The following is a 16953-nucleotide window of genomic DNA, read 5'->3' as shown; positions in this document are numbered from 1 at the left end:
TCTTTCAAGCCATGACGACGAGCGAACAAAACCTGGCATCGGGGCAGGGCTGGCATGTGTCCGACGTGCTGTGCACGGCCGGCGCCGGCGACCGCCCGTTCGAGGAGGCGCACGACACCTTCTGCGTTGCCGCTGTCACCAGCGGCACCTTCCGCTACCGCACCAGGCAAGGCGCCGCCATGCTGGCGCCGGGCGCGATCCTGCTCGGCAATGTCGGCGCCTGCTATGAATGCGGGCATGAGCATGGCGCCGGCGACCGTTGCCTGTCCTTCCACTTCGCTCCGGCCTATCTCGACCGCATCGCCAGCGACGTGCCCGGCGCGAGCAAGCTCGCCTTCGGCGTGCCGCATATGCCGCCTTTGCCGGCGCTCGCATCGCTGCTGGCCGAGGCGGAAGCGGCGCGCGAGATGGTCGACATCGACGCCTTTGAAGAGCTTGGCCTGCGAATTGCCGGTGCAGCACTGGCAGTTGCCGGCGCAGCACTGCCCGTCGCCAGCGATGCGGTGCCTGGCGTTCGACCGCCGAGCCGCCGCGACCAGAAACGGGTTGCCGAGGCGGTGCGGCAGATCGAGCTCAATGCCGACAGGCCGGTCTCGCTTTCCGAGCTTGCCTGCGCGACGGCGACCAGCCCGTATCATTTCCTGCGCACCTTCCGGCAGGTCGCCGGCATGACGCCCTATCAGTTTCTGCTGAGAACCCGGCTGCACCGCGCGGCGGTGCGGCTGCGCATGTCAGGCGATGCCATCTCGGCAATCGCCTTCGAGGCCGGTTTCAACGATTTGTCGACGTTCAACCGCCGTTTCCGGCGCGTCATGGGCGAAACGCCCGGCGACTATCGCGCCCGGCGGATGGCTACCCGCTAATGCGTCCGCCTGCCTCCTGATACGTTCTGGCTTGGAAAACTGTCCTTCGCAGGCTTTTGCCCCTGGCGGCGGCGAATGCGTTATGGCCAAATCGTCGCAATCAGAGGTATCCATTTGAATTTACCGCTGAAATCGTCATTGGAAAAGCACCACGAATATTGGAGTTTCGGCCGTGCTTCCTATATAAGCGGTCAATGATTCCTGATTAGATTGTGATCCGATTTGACCGACCAAAAACCCCCGCGCGGCGCCGACGGCGGCCCCACCGGCATCGAGCCCATCTCCATCATCGAGGAGATGCAGAGCTCCTACCTCTCTTATGCCATGAGCGTGATCGTCAGCCGTGCGCTGCCCGATGTGCGCGACGGCCTGAAGCCGGTGCACCGCCGCATTCTCTATGCGGCGCATGAGAGCGGCTATCACTGGAACCGCAAATATGTGAAGTCGGCCCGCCCGGTCGCCGACGTGATGGGTAAATACCATCCGCATGGCGACGCCTCGATCTACGACGCCTTAGTGCGCATGGCGCAGGACTGGTCGCTGCGCGTTCCGCTGATCGACGGGCAGGGTAATTTCGGCTCCATCGACGGCGATCCGCCGGCGGCGATGCGCTACACCGAATCGCGGCTGACCAAGGTCGCACATGAGCTGCTGGAGGACATCGACAAGGAAACCGTCGATTTCCAGGAGACTTATGACGCCTCCGACACCGAGCCGAAGGTGCTGCCGGCTCGCTTCCCCAACCTTCTGGTCAACGGTTCCGGCGGCATTGCCGTCGGCATGGCCACCAATATTCCGCCGCATAATCTGGCCGAGATCTGCAACGGCGCCATCGCCATCATCGACAATCCGGCGATCGATTTGCCGGCGCTGATGGAGATCATTCCGGGTCCCGATTTCCCGACCGGCGGCATCGTGCTCGGCCGTTCCGGCATCTACAGCGCCTATGCGACGGGTCGTGGCTCCATCGTCATGCGCGGNTCGGCCGTTCCGGCATCTACAGCGCCTATGCGACGGGTCGTGGCTCCATCGTCATGCGCGGCAAGGTCAATGTCGAGCAGCGCGGCAACGACCGTGAATCGATCATCATCACGGAAGTCCCGTACCAGGTGAACAAGGCCTCGATGATCGAGAAAATGGCCGAGCTGGTGCGCGACAAGCGCATCGAAGGCATTTCCGACATTCGCGACGAAAGCGACCGCCAGGGCTACCGCGTCGTCATCGAGCTGAAGCGCGACGCTGTCGCCGACGTCATTCTCAACCAGCTTTACCGCTTCACGCCGCTGCAAACCTCCTTCGGCGCCAATATGGTGGCGCTGAACGGCGGCAAGCCGGAAGTGATGAACCTGACCGACATGCTGAAGGCGTTTGTCAGCTTCCGCGAAGAGGTGATTAGCCGGCGCACGAAATTCCTGCTGCGCAAGGCGCGCGACCGCGCCCACGTGCTGGTCGGCCTCGCCATCGCCGTCGCCAACATCGACGAAGTGATCAAGCTGATCCGCACCGCGCCCGATCCGCAGACGGCGCGCGAGCAGTTGATGGAGCGGCGCTGGCCCTCCGGGGACGTGGAGTCATTGATTCTGCTTATCGACGATCCGCGCCATCGCATCAATGAGGATGGCACCTACAACCTCTCCGAGGAACAGGCGCGCGCAATCCTCGAACTGCGCCTGCAGCGCCTGACCGCGCTCGGCCGTGACGAAATCGCCGACGAGCTGAACACGATCGGCGACGAGATCAAGGATTACCTCGACATTCTGTCGTCCCGCGCCCGCATCCAGCAGATCGTCAAGGACGAGCTTGCCGCCGTGCGCGACGAGTTCGGCACGCCGCGCCGCACCGAGCTCACCGACGGCGGCGCCGACATGGAAGACGAGGACCTGATCCAGCGCGAGGACATGGTCGTCACCGTCAGCCATTCCGGCTACATCAAGCGCGTGCCGCTGTCGCTCTACCGGGCGCAACGCCGCGGCGGCAAGGGCCGCTCCGGTATGTCGACCAAGGAAGAGGATTTCGTCACCCGGCTGTTTGTGGCCAACACGCATACGCCGGTGCTGTTCTTCTCCTCGCGCGGCATCGTCTACAAGGAAAAGGTCTGGCGGCTGCCAATCGGCAATCCGCAGTCGCGCGGCAAGGCGCTGATCAACATGCTGCCGCTGGAGCAGGGCGAGCGCATCACCACCATCATGCCGCTGCCCGAGGACGAGACCAGCTGGGGCGAACTCGACGTCATGTTCGCCACCACGCGCGGCACCGTGCGCCGCAACAAGCTGTCCGAATTCGTCCAGGTCAACCGCAATGGCAAGATCGCCATGAAGCTGGAGGAGGAGGGCGACGAGATTCTCGGCGTCGAGACCTGCACAGACAATGACGATGTGCTTTTGACCGCCAGCTCCGGCCAGTGCATCCGCTTCCGCGTTGGCGATGTGCGCGTCTTCCAGAGCCGCAATTCGGTCGGCGTGCGCGGCATAAGCATGGCCGAGACCGACCGCATCATCTCCATGTCGGTCATCGAGCATGTCGATGCTTCACCGGCGGAACGCTCCGCCTACCTCAAGCGGGCAGCACTGGAGCGGCGGCTTGCCGCCGAGGTGACCGGCGAGGAAGAAGAGATTGCACTCACCAATGAGGAGATTGGCGAGGAGACCGAGCTTTCCGACAGCCGTTACGAAGAGCTCAAGGCGCATGAGCAGTATGTGCTGACGGTGACCGAATATGGCTACGGCAAGCGCTCGTCATCCTACGATTTCCGCCTGACCGGACGCGGCGGCAAAGGCATCCGCGCCACCGACGTGTCGAAGGTGGCCGAGATCGGCCAGCTGGTGGCGACTTTCCCGGTCGGCAATGACGACCAGATCATGCTGGTTTCGGATGGCGGCACGGTCATCCGGGTGCCGGTCAACGGTATCCGTTTCGCCAGCCGCGCGACCAAGGGCGTGACCATCTTCAACACCGCCGAAGGCGAGAAGGTGGTTTCGGTCGAACGGATTTCGGAGCCGCAGGCCGACGAGGATGTCGAAGAGGGTGTCATTGAGGCCGGCGCCGGAGATGCCGTACCGGACAGCACCGAATAGGTTTGAGCAACAACGCCGGCCCGATGGGCCGGCGCAAACAAGAAACTAGCAATAAATCAGGGGCGATGGTGGGGCCAGCGAGCGCCGAAACCTTCGAACCGCTTTGTGCGGACACGGACGCGCTCTGCCTCGCTATGCAATCCGAATGCGGTGGCGATCAGCATGGCGACGGTCATTGCGGTGGCGAGCATGTAGATCAGCATGTGCGTGTTCTCCTGCGCCTATCCAACGGTTAGATCGGGTTTTGGTTTCATCTTCCGAAGTGCAAACTAGCGAACGCGGCGTGAAGTCTTCGTGATCAAGGCATTCATCTGTCGTTCATGTCTGCGAAAAGGTTCACGCAGATGTTCCCAATCGCATTTGCCTTCCGCCCAATGCCCCGCTAGAAGCACCTCCCATGACCGATCGCATCGCCCTTTATGCCGGCTCCTTCGACCCGCTGACCAACGGCCATCTCGATGTGCTGAAGGCATCGCTGGCTGTCGCCGACACGGTATATGCGGCGATCGGCACCCATCCCGGCAAGACGCCGCTGTTTTCCTTCGACGAACGGGTGAAGCTGATCGAGGCCGCGACGAACGCCGAATTCGGCCGCGACGGAGCCCGGATCAAGGTCGTCGCCTTTGACGGGCTGGTCATCGACGCGGCCCGCAAGCATGGCGCCTCGATCATGATCCGCGGCCTGCGCGACGGCACCGATCTCGATTACGAGATGCAGATGGCCGGCATGAACGAGACCATGGCGCCGGAACTGCAGACGGTTTTTCTGCCCGCCAGTCCATCGGTACGCACCATTACCGCCACACTTGTGCGCCAGATAGCCTCGATGGGCGGAGACATCCGTCCCTTCGTACCGGCCGCCGTTGCCGGCGCGCTCACCGCCAAATTCGCGAAATAGTGCATGTCGCCCAAAAGTGGATGCCGGTTTTGGGGCAACGACATGCACCCTAACAAAGACCTTCGGAGATCCCTTATGCAGCTGAAAAAGCTCGCCTCGTTCCTCGTCGTGCTTGCCGGTCTCGTGACCGCATCCGTTTCGGCCTTCGCCGCCGAACCGGAAAACACCATGGTCATCACCTTGAAGAACGGCGACGTCACCGTCGCGCTACGCCCCGACCTGGCACCCAAGCATGTCGCCCAGATCAAGAAGCTGGTGCGCGAAGGCGCTTATAACGATGTCGCATTCCACCGCGTCATCAACGGCTTTATGGCGCAGACCGGCGACGTCAAGTTCGGCAACATGAAGAAGGGGTTCAGCCCCGAGGCCGTCGGCACCGGCGGTTCAGACCTGCCCGACCTGCCGGCGGAATTCTCGCAGAGCGAACATTTCAAGCGCGGCACGCTCGGTATGGCCCGTTCGCAGGACCCGAACTCCGCCAATTCGCAGTTCTTCATCATGTTCGCGCCGGCGCCGAACCTCGATGGCCAGTACACCATCGTCGGCAATGTCGTCAGCGGCATAGAGCTGGTGGACAAGATCAAGAAGGGCAACGAGGCGGACAACGGCACGGTCAGTGAGCCCGACCGCATGATCAAGGTACGCATCGCCGCCGACAAGTAAACCTATCAAATCATTCTGTTTTCTGAGATAAAGGATATCCGACATGGCTGAGATCAAGGACCGCGAAAACGCGCTCATCCTGGAAACGACCAAGGGCAAGGTCGTCATCGAACTGTTCCCCGACCTGGCCCCGGGCCACGTCGCCCGGATCAAGGAACTGGCCCGCGAAGGCGCCTATGACGGCGTGGTTTTCCACCGCGTCATCGAAGGCTTCATGGCGCAGACCGGTGACGTCAAGTTCGGCAATTCGACCAAGCCCACTTTTGCCCCCTCCCGCGCGGGCATGGGCGGCTCGGAAAAGCCGGACCTGAAGGCTGAGTTCTCCAACGCCAACCATGGTCGCGGCACCTGCTCGATGGCCCGTTCGCAGAACCCGAACTCGGCCAATTCGCAGTTCTTCATCTGCTTCGACGATGCCGCTTTCCTCAACCGCCAGTACACGGTCTGGGGCCAGGTCATCGAAGGCATGGACAATGTCGACAAGATCAAGCGCGGCGAGCCGGTGGTCGATCCCGACAAGATCGTGTCGCTGAAGGTCGCGGCCGACGTCAGGTAAGGACAAACGAAGATGATGGGCTTGGTCTGGTCGCTGCTCGGCATCCTGTCAGGCGCCTTCATCGCCGTCCAGGCGCCGATCAACTCGCAGCTGGCGCGCGGCCTGGGGCTCCCGGTCGCGGCTGCTGCGTTTTCGTTCCTGTCGGGCGCGATCGTGCTTGGTATCATCTCCATTGCCGTTGTGCGGCTGCAGGACATCTCGCTCGACTGGAAGGCGCCGGCGCCTTGGCTGTTCATCGCCGGCGGCATGCTCGGCGGTTTCTATGTCACCCTGTCAACCATTCTTACGCCGCGCATCGGTGCAGCCGCGTTGATGGCGTTCCTGGTTGCCGGCCAGTTGCTGGCCGGCATGCTGATCGATCGCGTCGGCTTCCTCGGCGTGGCGGTGCGCGAGATTTCGCTCGGCCGCATCGCCGGCGCGGTGCTGCTGTTGGCCGGAGCGCTGCTCGTCCGGCTCTACTGATGCGCGTCGATCTCTTCGACTTCGACCTGCCGGAGGAGCGCATCGCGCTGCGCCCGGCCGAGCCGCGCGACAGCGCCAGAATGCTGGTGGTCAGGCCAGGCGAAGACTTTGCGGACCGCGCGGTGCGCGACCTTCCGTCCTTGCTCAGAACGGGCGACGTGCTGGTCTTCAACGACACCAAGGTCATTCCTGCCCAGTTGAGAGGCATCAGGCGGCGCGGCGAAGCGCAGGCGCAGGTCGACGCCACGCTGCATATGCGCATGGCGCCGGACCGCTGGCTGGCCTTCATGCGGCCGGGCAAGCGCATCGCCGCCGGCGACCGCATCCATTTCGGCCATGACGGCAATTCCTGTTTTCTCGGCCAACTCGACGCCACGGTCATCGAGAAGGGCGACGCCGGCGAGGCGTTGCTCGGCTTCGACCTCTCCGGCCCATTTCTCGACGAAGCGCTGCGCGCCGTCGGCCACATCCCGCTGCCCCCCTATATCGCCTCCAAGCGCGACGACGACGCACGCGACCTGACGGATTACCAGACAATCTATGCCAAGGAGGAGGGCGCAGTCGCTGCCCCCACCGCAGGCCTGCATTTTACGCCGGAGCTGTTTGCCGCGCTGGATGCAAAAGGCATCGAACGCCGCTTCGTCACCTTGCATGTCGGCGCCGGCACCTTCCTGCCGGTCAAGGCGGACGACACCGCTGACCACAAGATGCATGCCGAGACCGGCTCGGTCAGCGAAGCAACAGCCGACGCTCTGAATGGCGCCAAGGCGCGGGGCGGGCGCATCATCGCTGTCGGCACGACCTCGCTGCGCCTGCTGGAGAGCGCGGCACGGCCTGATGGCTCGCTGACCGCCTGGTCCGGCCCGACCGACATCTTCATCACGCCGGGCTATCGCTTCCGCACCGCCGATCTGCTGATGACCAATTTCCATCTGCCGCGTTCGACGCTGTTCATGCTGGTTTCGGCCTTCAGCGGCCTAGATACGATGCGTGCGGCCTATGCTCATGCCATCGGGAACAATTACAGGTTCTATTCCTACGGAGATGCAAGCCTGCTTTATCGAGCGGAGATGAGCGATGGACGATGATCTGCAAGCCTTTGATCGCGAGAGCCTGATCGCCGAAGTGAAGAAACTCCGTGCCGGCATACGCCAGCATCGAGATTCTACCGGCCATGATTTATGCTGGCATCATCCCAACCTGTGGGACCTGCTGCCGGAAAAGACCGATCCATCGATTGCCGTGCCGCCATGGCCGAAATTCATGCGCGGCTGCATCCAATACCGCCAGTCGCTCGACAGGCAGGCGCCAGGCGCGCCTGTCCATGACAAGGAATTCAATGGCTGAGACATTCACCTTCAAGATCCTCGCCACCGACGGCAAGGCGCGGCGCGGTTCCATCACCATGCCGCGCGGCGAAATCCGCACGCCGGCCTTCATGCCGGTCGGCACCGGCGGCACGGTCAAGGCCATGTATATGGACCAGGTGCGCGGCGTCGGCGCCGACATCATCCTGGGCAATACCTATCATCTGATGCTGCGCCCCGGCGCCGAGCGCGTGGCGCGGCTTGGTGGGTTGCATGAATTCGCCCGCTGGCCGCAGCCGATCCTGACCGACAGTGGCGGTTTTCAGGTCATGTCGCTGTCGAAGCTCAGAAAATTGACCGAGAAGGGCGTCACCTTTCGCTCGCACATTGACGGCGCTGCCTACGAGATGTCGCCGGAGCGCTCGATCGAGATCCAGGGCCTGCTCGATTCCGACATCCAGATGCAGCTCGACGAATGCACAGCGCTGCCGGCCGACCTCAAGCAGATCGAGCGCGCGATGGAGCTGTCGCTGCGCTGGGCCGAGCGCTGCAAGACAGCGTTCGGCGATCAGCCCGGCAAGGCGATGTTCGGCATCGTCCAGGGTGGCGACAACGCAGCTCTCAGGGTGCGTTCGGCGCAGGCGCTGAGCGCGATGGAGCTGAAGGGCTATGCGGTCGGCGGCCTGGCCGTCGGCGAACCGCAAGCGGTGATGCTGGATATGCTGGAGATCACCTGTCCGGAATTGCCTGACAACAAGCCTCGATATCTCATGGGCGTCGGCACGCCGGACGACATCGTGAAATCGGTGGCGCGCGGCATCGACATGTTCGACTGCGTGATGCCGACCCGCGCCGGCCGCCATGGCCTGGCCTATACCAGGCGCGGCAAGGTCAATCTCAGGAATGCCCGCCACGCGGACGATCCGCGGCCGCTGGATGAGGAGAGCGACTGCCCGGCCGCGCGCGACTACTCACGCGCCTATCTGCACCATCTCGTGCGCTCGCAAGAGGCGCTGGGGGCGATGCTTCTGACCTGGAACAACCTGTCCTACTATCAGAAGCTGATGCAGGACATTCGCGCCGCGATCGAGGCCCGGGCCTTTGAGGCGCGCACGGCTGAGATTTCCGAGGCATGGGCGAGGGGTGATATTCCGGTGCTGTAGCCGGGCCTCAGGTACTGAGCGAATTCGCTGCGCGCAAGCTGCAGCCGGTGATCTGAAAGCTGCCGTCGGGCTGCTGTTCCAGCGTGTAGACCGCCTCATAGTCCTTGCCGTCGGGTCCGACGATCAGCACTTGCTGGATTAGCGAAGTTGGCCCCATCTGCTCGACCTTGCCGAAGGAATAGCTCTGCGGCTGGCGCACCGGCGGATAGCCGTTGGTCACCATGTTCATGAAGGTGTCGACGGTCGGAAAGATGCGCTTCACATTCGGAGCGGCGAAACTGTACGCCTTGGCGCCATCATTGGCGATGAGTGCCTTCAACTGACCATCGATGACGGCCTGGCCGGCCTTGACTTCCGCATCACCGGCAAGGGCTGCCGAGACGAACAACGCGAACAGCAATGAAACGACTGCGAATGCGATGCGGCGCATGGCCTGTCTCCATTGTCCTCAACAAAACCTGTCCCAGGACGCATCATACCATACGCTTGGCGGAGCCTCACGGTTTCAGCAACCGCAATATTTGCCACGCAAGTGCCACAAGATCATGCTTAAGCCTCCTTTAACGCGAGGCGCGCATCGTAGGGACGGGTGGGGACCCGTTCGCGCAACCAGGGGACGACCATGTTCAAGCAGCCGATCGACCGGCGCCTTTTGCTGAAGGGCGCGGCAAGCCTCGCAGTTTTGGCTCCCTTGCCCGCCTGGGCAAGCACCGGGCCGACTGTCACGGAAGTCGCCTTCGATCCCGCCATTCCAGCGCTCGGCAACCCCGATGGCGACGTCACCATCGCCGAATTCGTCGACTATCAATGCCCGATCTGCAAGCTCGTCTTCGTCGAACTGAAGAAGTTGATGGAAGAGGACAACGGCGTCCGGCTTGTGATGAAGGACTGGCCGATCTTCGGCGACGTGTCGCGCGACGCGGCGCGGGTGACGCTGCTGAGCGGCGAACACTATGGCGCGGCGGTCGATGCGCTGATGACCAACCAGCGCGGCCTTTCGGAACGCCGCACCAACGACATCCTTTCTTCCGTCGGTGTCGATGTGGCGATGGTGCGTGCCGACCTCGCCATCCGTGAACCCGACATCGACGCTGCCCTTGTCCGCACCGAAGCCCAGGCGACGGCTTTCAAGCTGCGCGGCACGCCAGCCCTGGTCATCGGCGGCAACTTGTATCGGCGCGGCATGCCGGTGTCCGAACTGAGACAAGCCGTCGCCAAGGCGCGCTCGGCCTGATGCTTGAAAGCCGGGCGGCAGTCTGCCACAAGGGCCGCTTGTGTGCTGAAGCTTGATCGGGACCGGCAATGAAGACGTTTTTCATGCAGATAAAGTGCGATCTGGGCAAGTCCTATGAGGTCGCCAGCGCGCTCGCCGATGCCGAAATCGCCTCGGAAATCTACTCGACCGCCGGCAATTACGACCTGCTTGCCAAATTCTACGTCGACGACGAGGAAGATGTCGGCCACTTCGTCAACGAGAAGGTGCAGATTATTCCCGGAATCAAGGACACCTTCACGGTCGTCACTTTCCGCGCATTCTAAAGCAATTCCAGGAAAAGTGTGAAGCGGTTTTCCGTCCGGAATTGCGGCAAAGCAAAAAGCCATGGCAGGTCGCCGTTTCCATGAAACGGTGAACTGCTATGGCCGCATCAGGCACTTGCCCGGCGACAAGGCAGAGCCTGATTAAGGTCCTGTTCCGACTGCCCGAATTTTGGGCAGTCGGAACATACTGATCGCCGATATCCTCCAAATCACCGATTGCGCTTGATTTTCTCCCGCGACGCCAGTGAAATGGCGTCACAGGGGAGTATGCGATTGGCAGCGTTCGATGAAATGCTTCCGGAAGTTTCCGGGCTTAGACAACCGTATACGGCTTACGACCGCTGGCTGAAGGAGCAGGACCCGGCCAGGCTTACCGAAAAGATGCAGGACGCCGAGCGCGTCTTCCGCAAGACCGGCATTACCTTCGCCGTCTATGGCGAGCAGGAAGCCTCCGAGCGGCTGATCCCCTTCGACATCGTGCCGCGCATCATCTCCGGCAATGAATGGCGAAGGCTGACGCAAGGCATCGAGCAGCGCGTGCAGGCGCTGAACGCTTTCCTCGACGACATTTACCACCGCCAGGAAATCCTGCGCGCCGGCCGCGTGCCGAGGGAGCTGATCGCCAGGAACGAGGCGTTCCTGCCGGAAATGATCGGAGTGCGGCCACCGGCCGGCGTCTACACCCACATTATCGGCGTCGATATCGTCCGCATCTCGGAGAACGAGTTCTACGTGCTGGAGGACAATGCGCGCACGCCGTCGGGGGTCTCCTACATGCTGGAGAACCGCGAGACGATGATGCAGCTCTTTCCCGAGCTGTTCCAGCAGATCAAGGTGCGGCCGGTGGAGAATTATCCGCAATTGCTGCGCCAGTCGCTGGCGGCAGTGCGGCCGCAAAGCACCAAGGGCGCACCGACCATTGCCGTGCTGACGCCGGGCAGCTTCAACTCCGCCTATTTCGAACATGCCTTCCTCGCCGACCAGATGGGCGTGCAACTGGTCGAAGGCCAGGATCTGCGCGTTGTAGACGGCCACGTCGCCATGCGCACGACCGAAGGCTACAAGCAGATCGACGTGCTTTACCGGCGCGTCGACGATTCCTTCCTCGATCCGCTGACCTTCCGGCCGGACTCGGCCCTTGGCGTGCCCGGCATCATGGACGTCTACCGCGCCGGCAACATCACCATCGCCAACGCGCCGGGAACCGGCATCGCCGACGACAAGGCGATTTATTCCTACATGCCCGACATCGTCGAGTTCTACACCGGCCGCAAAGCCATCCTCGGCAACATCCCGACCTGGCGCTGCTCGGAGCCCGACAGCCTGAAATACGTGCTCGAACACATCCATGAGCTGGTCATCAAGGAAGTGCACGGCTCCGGCGGCTACGGCATGCTGGTCGGCCCGGCTGCGACCAAGAAGGAATGCCAGGATTTCGCCAAGAAGCTGCAGGCGAAGCCCTCCAACTACATCGCCCAGCCGACGCTGGCGCTGTCGACTTGCCCGATCCTGACCGAAAAAGGCCTGTCGCCGCGCCATGTCGATCTCAGGCCCTATGTTCTGGTCTCCGACCGAATCCAGATCGTTCCCGGCGGCTTGACGCGGGTGGCGCTGAAGGAGGGGTCGTTGGTCGTGAATTCCTCGCAAGGCGGCGGGACGAAGGATACGTGGGTGTTGGACGATTAGGTAGGCAGTAGGCAGTAGGCAGTAGGCAGTAGGCAGTAGGCAGTAGGCAGTAGGCAGTAGGCAGTAGGCAGTAGGCAGTAGGCAGTAGAGGGACAAGAAATGCCATATTCCACAGAGAATCAAATGCTTACTAATCCCTACTCACTATTCCCTACTCACTAGTCCGAAGGGTCTTGCCATGCTTCTCGGCCGCACCGCCAACGGGCTCTACTGGATGAACCGTTATATCGAGCGGGCGGAAAACATGGCGCGTCTGGTCGATGCCGGCCTTCGCATGGCGCTGACCCGCACCCAGAGCGCGTCGGAAGAGTGGAATTCGGTGCTGCTCAGCGCCGGCTCCGACGTCACCTTCACGCAGAAATACAAGGACTACACCGCCGCCAATGTCGCCGACTTCCTGCTGCGCGACACCTCGAACCCGTCGAGCACGATGTCGGCGATCGAGACCGCTCGCAACAATGCCCGCATGGTGCGCACCGCGCTGACGCGCGAGACCTGGGAGAGCATCAACGAAGCCTGGATGGCCCTGAAGCGCATGCTGGCAAAGCCGATCGACGAGCGCGACCTGCCGAGTGTGCTCGACGCCATCAAACGCGAGACGGCGCTGATCCGCGGCTCGTTCTACGGCACGATGCTGCGCAACGAGATCTTCGACTTCTCACAACTCGGCACCTATGTCGAGCGGGCCGACAACACGGCACGCATCCTCGACGTGAAATACTACGTGCTGCTGCCGTCGATCTCCTGGGTCGGCTCGAGCCTCGACAACTACCAATGGGAATCGATCCTGCGCTCGGTGTCGGCGCACCGTTCCTATCGCTGGGTCTATGAGGCCGACTACAAACCGACCAATATTGCCGACTATCTGATCCTCAATGTGCGCATGCCGCGTTCGCTGACCTTCTGTTATCGTTTTCTCGCCGAGCATCTGAAGTTCCTGGGCGACGACTATGGCGACCGTCATGCCTGCCACGCCACCGTCGACAGGACACAGGCGATGCTGCAGGCAGGGTCGATCAAGGACATATTCGACGCCGGCCTGCACGAATTCCTGGCCAGGTTCATTCAAGACAACACCAAGCTTGGCGAAGAGATCGCACAAGATTACCGGTTCAATTGAGCATGATCGCGAACCGGAGGGCCGCGCTAGCGACAAGTGGGACCCGGTTTTCGGATAAGATCATGCTTACAAACGGAAAATAGGCATGCGGCTCAAGATCACCCACCGTACCGAATACCGCTACGACGCGCCGGTGCACTATCTGTTGCAGCGGCTACGCCTGTTACCGGTCAGTGGCCCGACGCAGACCGTGCTGTCCTGGGCGCTGAAGATCGAGGGCGCGCGCGAGGAAGTCCGCTTTAACGACCATTTCGGCAACGATAACAGGCTGTTGAGCGTCGAGGGCGAGCGCGACTTCATCACCGTCGAGGCCTCCGGCGAGGTTGTCACGCGCGACACAGCGGGCGTCTCGGGTCCGCATCACGGCTTTGCGCCGCTGTGGCTGTTCAGCCAGGAGACAGCTTTGACCATCCCCGGCGAGGGCATAAGCGAGCTTGCCGCGGCGGTCGGCAAAGGTACCGACATCGAAAGGCTGCATCGGCTGATGGCGCTGATCGTCGAGCGCGTCGCCTACACGCCGGGCACCACCAGCGTGACGACCCCGGCGGAAGAGGCATTGGCGCTGAAGACCGGCGTTTGCCAGGATCACAGCCACATCTTTGTCACCGCAGCCCGCGTCATGGGTTTTCCGGCCCGCTATGTCAGTGGCTATCTGATGATGGATGCGGCCATCGAGCAGGCGGCAAGCCATGCCTGGGCCGAAGCCCATGTTCAGGGTCTCGGCTGGGTCGCCTTCGACGCCGCCAACGGCATTTCCCCCGATGAACGCTATGTCAGGGTAGCCACCGGCCGTGATTATCGCGACGCCTCGCCGGTGTCGGGAATTCGACTGGGACAGGCGGAGGAACAGCTTGCAGTCACCGTCACGGTAGAGCAGTAGTCTCCGGCAAGATTGCTGCCTGAAGAGATTCCATGACTTATTGCGTCGGCCTCAAGATCGATCGTGGGCTCGTGTTCATGTCGGACACGCGCACCAATGCAGGGATGGATTCGATCTCCACTTTCAAGAAGATGCATGTCTGGGAAGAGCCAGGCGAGCGCGTCATCGTACTGATGTCGGCCGGCAATCTGGCTACGACGCAGGCCGTGGTCAGCCTGCTCGACGAGCGCACCAAGGCGGTGGCGGAACGCCACGCGACGCTGCTCGAGACCCCATCCATGTACCAGACGGTGCGGCTGGTCGGCGACACCGTCAAGGAAGTCATCGCCAGCTCGTCGCCTGCCGGCGAAAAGGCGGATTCCTATTTCAACGCCTCCTTCATCCTCGGCGGCCAGATCAAGGGCAGCCCGCCACGGCTGTTCATGATCTATCCCGAGGGCAATTTCATCGAATCGACCGACGACACGCCGTTCTTCCAGATCGGCGAGACCAAATACGGCAAGCCGATCATCATCCGTGCCTATGAAAGGACGATGAGCCTGGCTGAAACGGTCAAGCTCTTGCTGGTATCGTTCGATTCGACGCTGAAATCGAACCTGTCCGTCGGCCTGCCTCTCGACCTGCTGTTCCTGGAGGAGGACACGTTCACGGTGGGTTTGAAAAAGCGCATCGGCCAGGACGATCGATATTATCGTGCTATTTCCGAAGGCTGGTCGAACGCGTTGAAGACGGCCTTTGCCAGCCTGCCGGATTTTCCGGGGTAGCGCGGGAACCTTCGTCGCGGTTGCCTGTCTCTATTTAACATGTTAATCAAAATTCAAACGGCTGGCTGATCGGCGCGTCGGGAGGATCCATGGACAACGAGCAATTCCGCGACTGGTCGAGGCGCGCCGCCGACTGGGGCGCTGATTACCGCGCCGGCCTTCGCGATCGGACCGTGCGACCTGCCATAGCGCCGGGCGAGATCTTCAGGAGCATCGAAGCTTCTCCGCCGGAGGCCGCGGAATCGATGGAGACGATCTTCGCCGATTTCGAAGCCAAGATCGTGCCCGGCATGACGCATTGGCAGCATCCGCGTTTCTTTGCTTATTTCCCGGCCAATGCAGCACCCGTCTCGGTGGTGGCCGAATATCTGGTCTCTGCGATGGCCGCGCAGTGCATGCTGTGGCAGACTTCGCCGGCGGCGACAGAGCTTGAGACGCGCATCGTCGACTGGATGCGCCAGGCGCTCGGCCTGCCCGAAGGCTTTTCCGGCGTGATCCAGGACTCCGCATCATCGGCGACGCTGGCCGCCGTGTTGACCATGCGCGAGCGCACGCTCGACTGGCAGGGCAACAAGAAGGGTCTTTCCGGGCAGGGCAGGCTGCGCGTCTATTCCTCCGACCAGGTGCACACCTCGATCGACCGCGCCATCTGGGTCGCCGGCATTGGCGAGGAAAACCTCGTCCGCATTCCCGTCGCCGGCACCTACCGCGCCATGGATACCGCGGCTTTGGAAGCGGCGATTGTTGCCGACCGCGCGGCCGGCCTATTGCCGGCCGGCATCATCGCGTGCGTCGGCGGCACCAGCACCGGCGGCACCGACGACATCGCTGAAGTGGCCGCGGTGGCCAAACGCCAGGGGCTCTATCTGCATATCGACGCCGCCTGGGCCGGATCGGCGATGATCTGTCCGGAATACCGGCATTTCTGGACCGGTGTGGAGGGCGCGGACTCGATCGTCTTCAACCCGCACAAATGGCTGGGCGCGCAATTCGACTGCTCGATCCAGTTCGTCCGCCAGCCGGAGGATCTCGTGCGCACGCTGGCGATCAAGCCGGACTATCTGAAAACTCGCGGCCATGACGGCATCATCAACTACTCCGAATGGTCGGTGCCTCTCGGCCGTCGCTTCCGGGCGCTGAAGCTGTGGTTCCTGCTGCGCGCCCATGGCCTCGAGGCGCTGCGCACCATGATCCGCAATCACGTCGCCTGGAGCGAAGGCATAGCAGCGCGCCTGGCCGAGGAGGAGGATTTCGAGCTCGCCAGCCAGCCAATGCTGTCGCTGTTCTCGTTCCGGCATCGCGCCGCATCCGGCGCTGACTGCGACGAGCACAATCTGCGTCTGGTCGACGCCATCAACAATGACGGCCGTATCTACCTGACGCAGACGCGTGTCGATGGGCGGGTCGCCATCCGCTTCCAGGCAGGCCAGTTCGAGACAACCGCGGCCGATGTCGATACCGCCTTCACTGTCATCTGCGAGTGTGCAAGATCCCCGAAGGACTGACAGGGATTGCCCGGGTGGTTGCCGCCGCCGGGGCAAGCCAGCAAGGACCTGCGAGCAAGCATATGGCCGGAAGGGCTGAAGGGGTTAGCCAGAATCTGACGGGCGTCTGGAGCGGGCGCTATTTCTATCCGCGCGAACTGCCGCCGGTTTCCTTCGTTGCAACGCTGATCGAGACGGCAACCAGCTTGACGGGCATGACCCACGAACCGGCGGCGACCAGCACGGCAAGATACGCAAGCCTGCAGGGGCAGCGAGAGGGCAACGCCGTCTCCTTTACCAAGACATACGACAAGGCCCAATTGAAGGCGCACCCGATTCACTACAGCGGCATCATCAACGGTGATGCAACCGAGATCAAAGGCACTTGGCGAATCCCGGGATACTGGTCCGGCAATTTCCTGATGATCCGCTCGCCAGGTAAAGTCGCGGCTGTCACCCGCAAGGTGGCGGAGCGGGTCTGAGCCGTATCTGCC

General features: G+C 62.3%; 18 protein-coding genes and 1 pseudogene. 17 read left to right on the top strand and 2 right to left on the bottom strand.

The genetic code is table 11. The features are described from left to right. Positions 1 to 11: 11 nt before the first annotated feature. Positions 12 to 863: an AraC family transcriptional regulator gene (locus tag X730_RS143100; protein WP_023739981.1), complete on the top strand. Its 852-nt coding sequence runs from the start codon at positions 12 to 14 to the stop codon at positions 861 to 863. 222 nt (positions 864 to 1085) lie between these two features. Continuing rightward, positions 1086 to 3937: pseudogene (locus tag X730_RS01000000164665) on the top strand (DNA gyrase subunit A). Between the two features lie 56 nt (positions 3938 to 3993). Here the strand turns inward: X730_RS01000000164665 and X730_RS1000000166515 are convergent. Further along, a complete protein-coding gene (locus X730_RS1000000166515; protein WP_023712381.1) occupies positions 3994 to 4140 on the bottom strand; it encodes a hypothetical protein in 147 nt (48 codons plus the stop codon). Positions 4141 to 4334: 194 nt separating this feature from the next. On the opposite strand from X730_RS1000000166515, the gene coaD reads away from it, so the two are divergent. From coaD to tgt, 7 genes are all read left to right on the top strand, one after another. Beyond that, the gene (gene coaD / locus X730_RS143105) at positions 4335 to 4835 is read left to right on the top strand and encodes a pantetheine-phosphate adenylyltransferase (RefSeq protein WP_023696507.1); all 501 of its coding nucleotides are present in this window, start codon (positions 4335 to 4337) and stop codon (positions 4833 to 4835) included. A 168-nt stretch (positions 4836 to 5003) separates the two neighbouring features. After that, the gene (locus X730_RS143110) at positions 5004 to 5498 is read left to right on the top strand and encodes a peptidylprolyl isomerase (RefSeq protein WP_245259922.1); all 495 of its coding nucleotides are present in this window, start codon (positions 5004 to 5006) and stop codon (positions 5496 to 5498) included. 43 nt (positions 5499 to 5541) lie between these two features. Beyond that, on the top strand, positions 5542 to 6054 hold the full coding sequence (locus X730_RS143115) for a peptidylprolyl isomerase (RefSeq protein WP_023670956.1): 513 nt from the start codon (positions 5542 to 5544) through the stop codon (positions 6052 to 6054). A gap of 12 nt (positions 6055 to 6066) precedes the next feature. After that, positions 6067 to 6516, top strand: coding sequence for a DMT family transporter (locus tag X730_RS143120; RefSeq protein ID WP_023684639.1), 450 nt, complete (start codon positions 6067 to 6069; stop codon positions 6514 to 6516). Next, entirely contained in the window at positions 6516 to 7604 is a 1089-nt protein-coding gene (gene queA / locus X730_RS143125; protein ID WP_023712379.1) for a tRNA preQ1(34) S-adenosylmethionine ribosyltransferase-isomerase QueA, read from the top strand. Before X730_RS143120 ends, queA begins: the two co-directional genes overlap by 1 nt. Beyond that, positions 7594 to 7863 (top strand): hypothetical protein, encoded by a 270-nt coding sequence (locus X730_RS143130; RefSeq protein WP_023684641.1) that lies wholly within the window; start codon positions 7594 to 7596, stop codon positions 7861 to 7863. The genes queA and X730_RS143130 overlap by 11 nt, the downstream gene beginning before the upstream one ends. Then, on the top strand, positions 7856 to 8986 hold the full coding sequence (tgt, locus tag X730_RS143135) for a tRNA guanosine(34) transglycosylase Tgt (RefSeq protein WP_023826990.1): 1131 nt from the start codon (positions 7856 to 7858) through the stop codon (positions 8984 to 8986). The genes X730_RS143130 and tgt overlap by 8 nt, the downstream gene beginning before the upstream one ends. Positions 8987 to 8993: 7 nt before the next feature. On the opposite strand, the gene X730_RS143140 is transcribed toward tgt, so the two are convergent. Further along, complete coding sequence (locus tag X730_RS143140; RefSeq protein ID WP_023670961.1) at positions 8994 to 9416, bottom strand: DUF4864 domain-containing protein; 423 nt, start codon at positions 9414 to 9416, stop codon at positions 8994 to 8996. Between the two features lie 192 nt (positions 9417 to 9608). Here X730_RS143140 and X730_RS143145 point away from each other — a divergent pair, with 192 nt between their 5' ends. The 8 genes from X730_RS143145 to X730_RS143180 all read left to right on the top strand — a co-directional run bounded on the left by X730_RS143145 (position 9609) and on the right by X730_RS143180 (position 16941). Then, positions 9609 to 10220: a DsbA family protein gene (locus X730_RS143145; protein WP_023693402.1), complete on the top strand. Its 612-nt coding sequence runs from the start codon at positions 9609 to 9611 to the stop codon at positions 10218 to 10220. A 68-nt stretch (positions 10221 to 10288) separates the two neighbouring features. Further along, positions 10289 to 10525: an Lrp/AsnC family transcriptional regulator gene (locus tag X730_RS143150; protein WP_023670963.1), complete on the top strand. Its 237-nt coding sequence runs from the start codon at positions 10289 to 10291 to the stop codon at positions 10523 to 10525. A gap of 273 nt (positions 10526 to 10798) precedes the next feature. Then, positions 10799 to 12211: a circularly permuted type 2 ATP-grasp protein gene (locus tag X730_RS143155; RefSeq protein ID WP_023670964.1), complete on the top strand. Its 1413-nt coding sequence runs from the start codon at positions 10799 to 10801 to the stop codon at positions 12209 to 12211. Positions 12212 to 12389: 178 nt separating this feature from the next. Further along, positions 12390 to 13331, top strand: coding sequence for an alpha-E domain-containing protein (locus X730_RS143160; protein WP_023693403.1), 942 nt, complete (start codon positions 12390 to 12392; stop codon positions 13329 to 13331). Positions 13332 to 13416: 85 nt separating this feature from the next. Next, complete coding sequence (locus X730_RS143165) at positions 13417 to 14211, top strand: transglutaminase family protein (RefSeq protein ID WP_023670966.1); 795 nt, start codon at positions 13417 to 13419, stop codon at positions 14209 to 14211. 32 nt (positions 14212 to 14243) lie between these two features. Continuing rightward, positions 14244 to 14975: a peptidase gene (locus X730_RS143170; protein ID WP_023684646.1), complete on the top strand. Its 732-nt coding sequence runs from the start codon at positions 14244 to 14246 to the stop codon at positions 14973 to 14975. Between the two features lie 89 nt (positions 14976 to 15064). Beyond that, positions 15065 to 16480, top strand: a complete 1416-nt coding sequence (locus X730_RS143175; RefSeq protein ID WP_023826989.1) for a pyridoxal-dependent decarboxylase — start codon at positions 15065 to 15067, stop codon at positions 16478 to 16480. A gap of 14 nt (positions 16481 to 16494) precedes the next feature. Next, positions 16495 to 16941: a hypothetical protein gene (locus tag X730_RS143180; protein ID WP_023684648.1), complete on the top strand. Its 447-nt coding sequence runs from the start codon at positions 16495 to 16497 to the stop codon at positions 16939 to 16941. Positions 16942 to 16953: the final 12 nt, after the last annotated feature.

The organism is Mesorhizobium sp. L103C131B0, from assembly GCF_000502275.1.
In the GTDB taxonomy this organism is placed as follows: domain Bacteria; phylum Pseudomonadota; class Alphaproteobacteria; order Rhizobiales; family Rhizobiaceae; genus Mesorhizobium.
This window is presented reverse-complemented; position numbering and strand designations above follow the sequence as displayed.

Coding starts and splice junctions, on each gene's coding strand:
- X730_RS143175 (WP_023826989.1), top strand. CDS start 15,065: ATGGACAACGAGCAATTCCGCGACTGGTCGAGGCGCGCCGCCGACTGG.
- tgt (WP_023826990.1), top strand. CDS start 7,856: ATGGCTGAGACATTCACCTTCAAGATCCTCGCCACCGACGGCAAGGCG.
- X730_RS143115 (WP_023670956.1), top strand. CDS start 5,542: ATGGCTGAGATCAAGGACCGCGAAAACGCGCTCATCCTGGAAACGACC.
- X730_RS143140 (WP_023670961.1), bottom strand. CDS start 9,416: ATGCGCCGCATCGCATTCGCAGTCGTTTCATTGCTGTTCGCGTTGTTC.
- coaD (WP_023696507.1), top strand. CDS start 4,335: ATGACCGATCGCATCGCCCTTTATGCCGGCTCCTTCGACCCGCTGACC.
- X730_RS143170 (WP_023684646.1), top strand. CDS start 14,244: ATGACTTATTGCGTCGGCCTCAAGATCGATCGTGGGCTCGTGTTCATG.
- X730_RS143100 (WP_023739981.1), top strand. CDS start 12: ATGACGACGAGCGAACAAAACCTGGCATCGGGGCAGGGCTGGCATGTG.
- X730_RS1000000166515 (WP_023712381.1), bottom strand. CDS start 4,140: ATGCTGATCTACATGCTCGCCACCGCAATGACCGTCGCCATGCTGATC.
- X730_RS143165 (WP_023670966.1), top strand. CDS start 13,417: ATGCGGCTCAAGATCACCCACCGTACCGAATACCGCTACGACGCGCCG.
- queA (WP_023712379.1), top strand. CDS start 6,516: ATGCGCGTCGATCTCTTCGACTTCGACCTGCCGGAGGAGCGCATCGCG.
- X730_RS143150 (WP_023670963.1), top strand. CDS start 10,289: ATGAAGACGTTTTTCATGCAGATAAAGTGCGATCTGGGCAAGTCCTAT.
- X730_RS143130 (WP_023684641.1), top strand. CDS start 7,594: ATGGACGATGATCTGCAAGCCTTTGATCGCGAGAGCCTGATCGCCGAA.
- X730_RS143145 (WP_023693402.1), top strand. CDS start 9,609: ATGTTCAAGCAGCCGATCGACCGGCGCCTTTTGCTGAAGGGCGCGGCA.
- X730_RS143110 (WP_245259922.1), top strand. CDS start 5,004: ATGGTCATCACCTTGAAGAACGGCGACGTCACCGTCGCGCTACGCCCC.
- X730_RS143160 (WP_023693403.1), top strand. CDS start 12,390: ATGCTTCTCGGCCGCACCGCCAACGGGCTCTACTGGATGAACCGTTAT.
- X730_RS143120 (WP_023684639.1), top strand. CDS start 6,067: ATGATGGGCTTGGTCTGGTCGCTGCTCGGCATCCTGTCAGGCGCCTTC.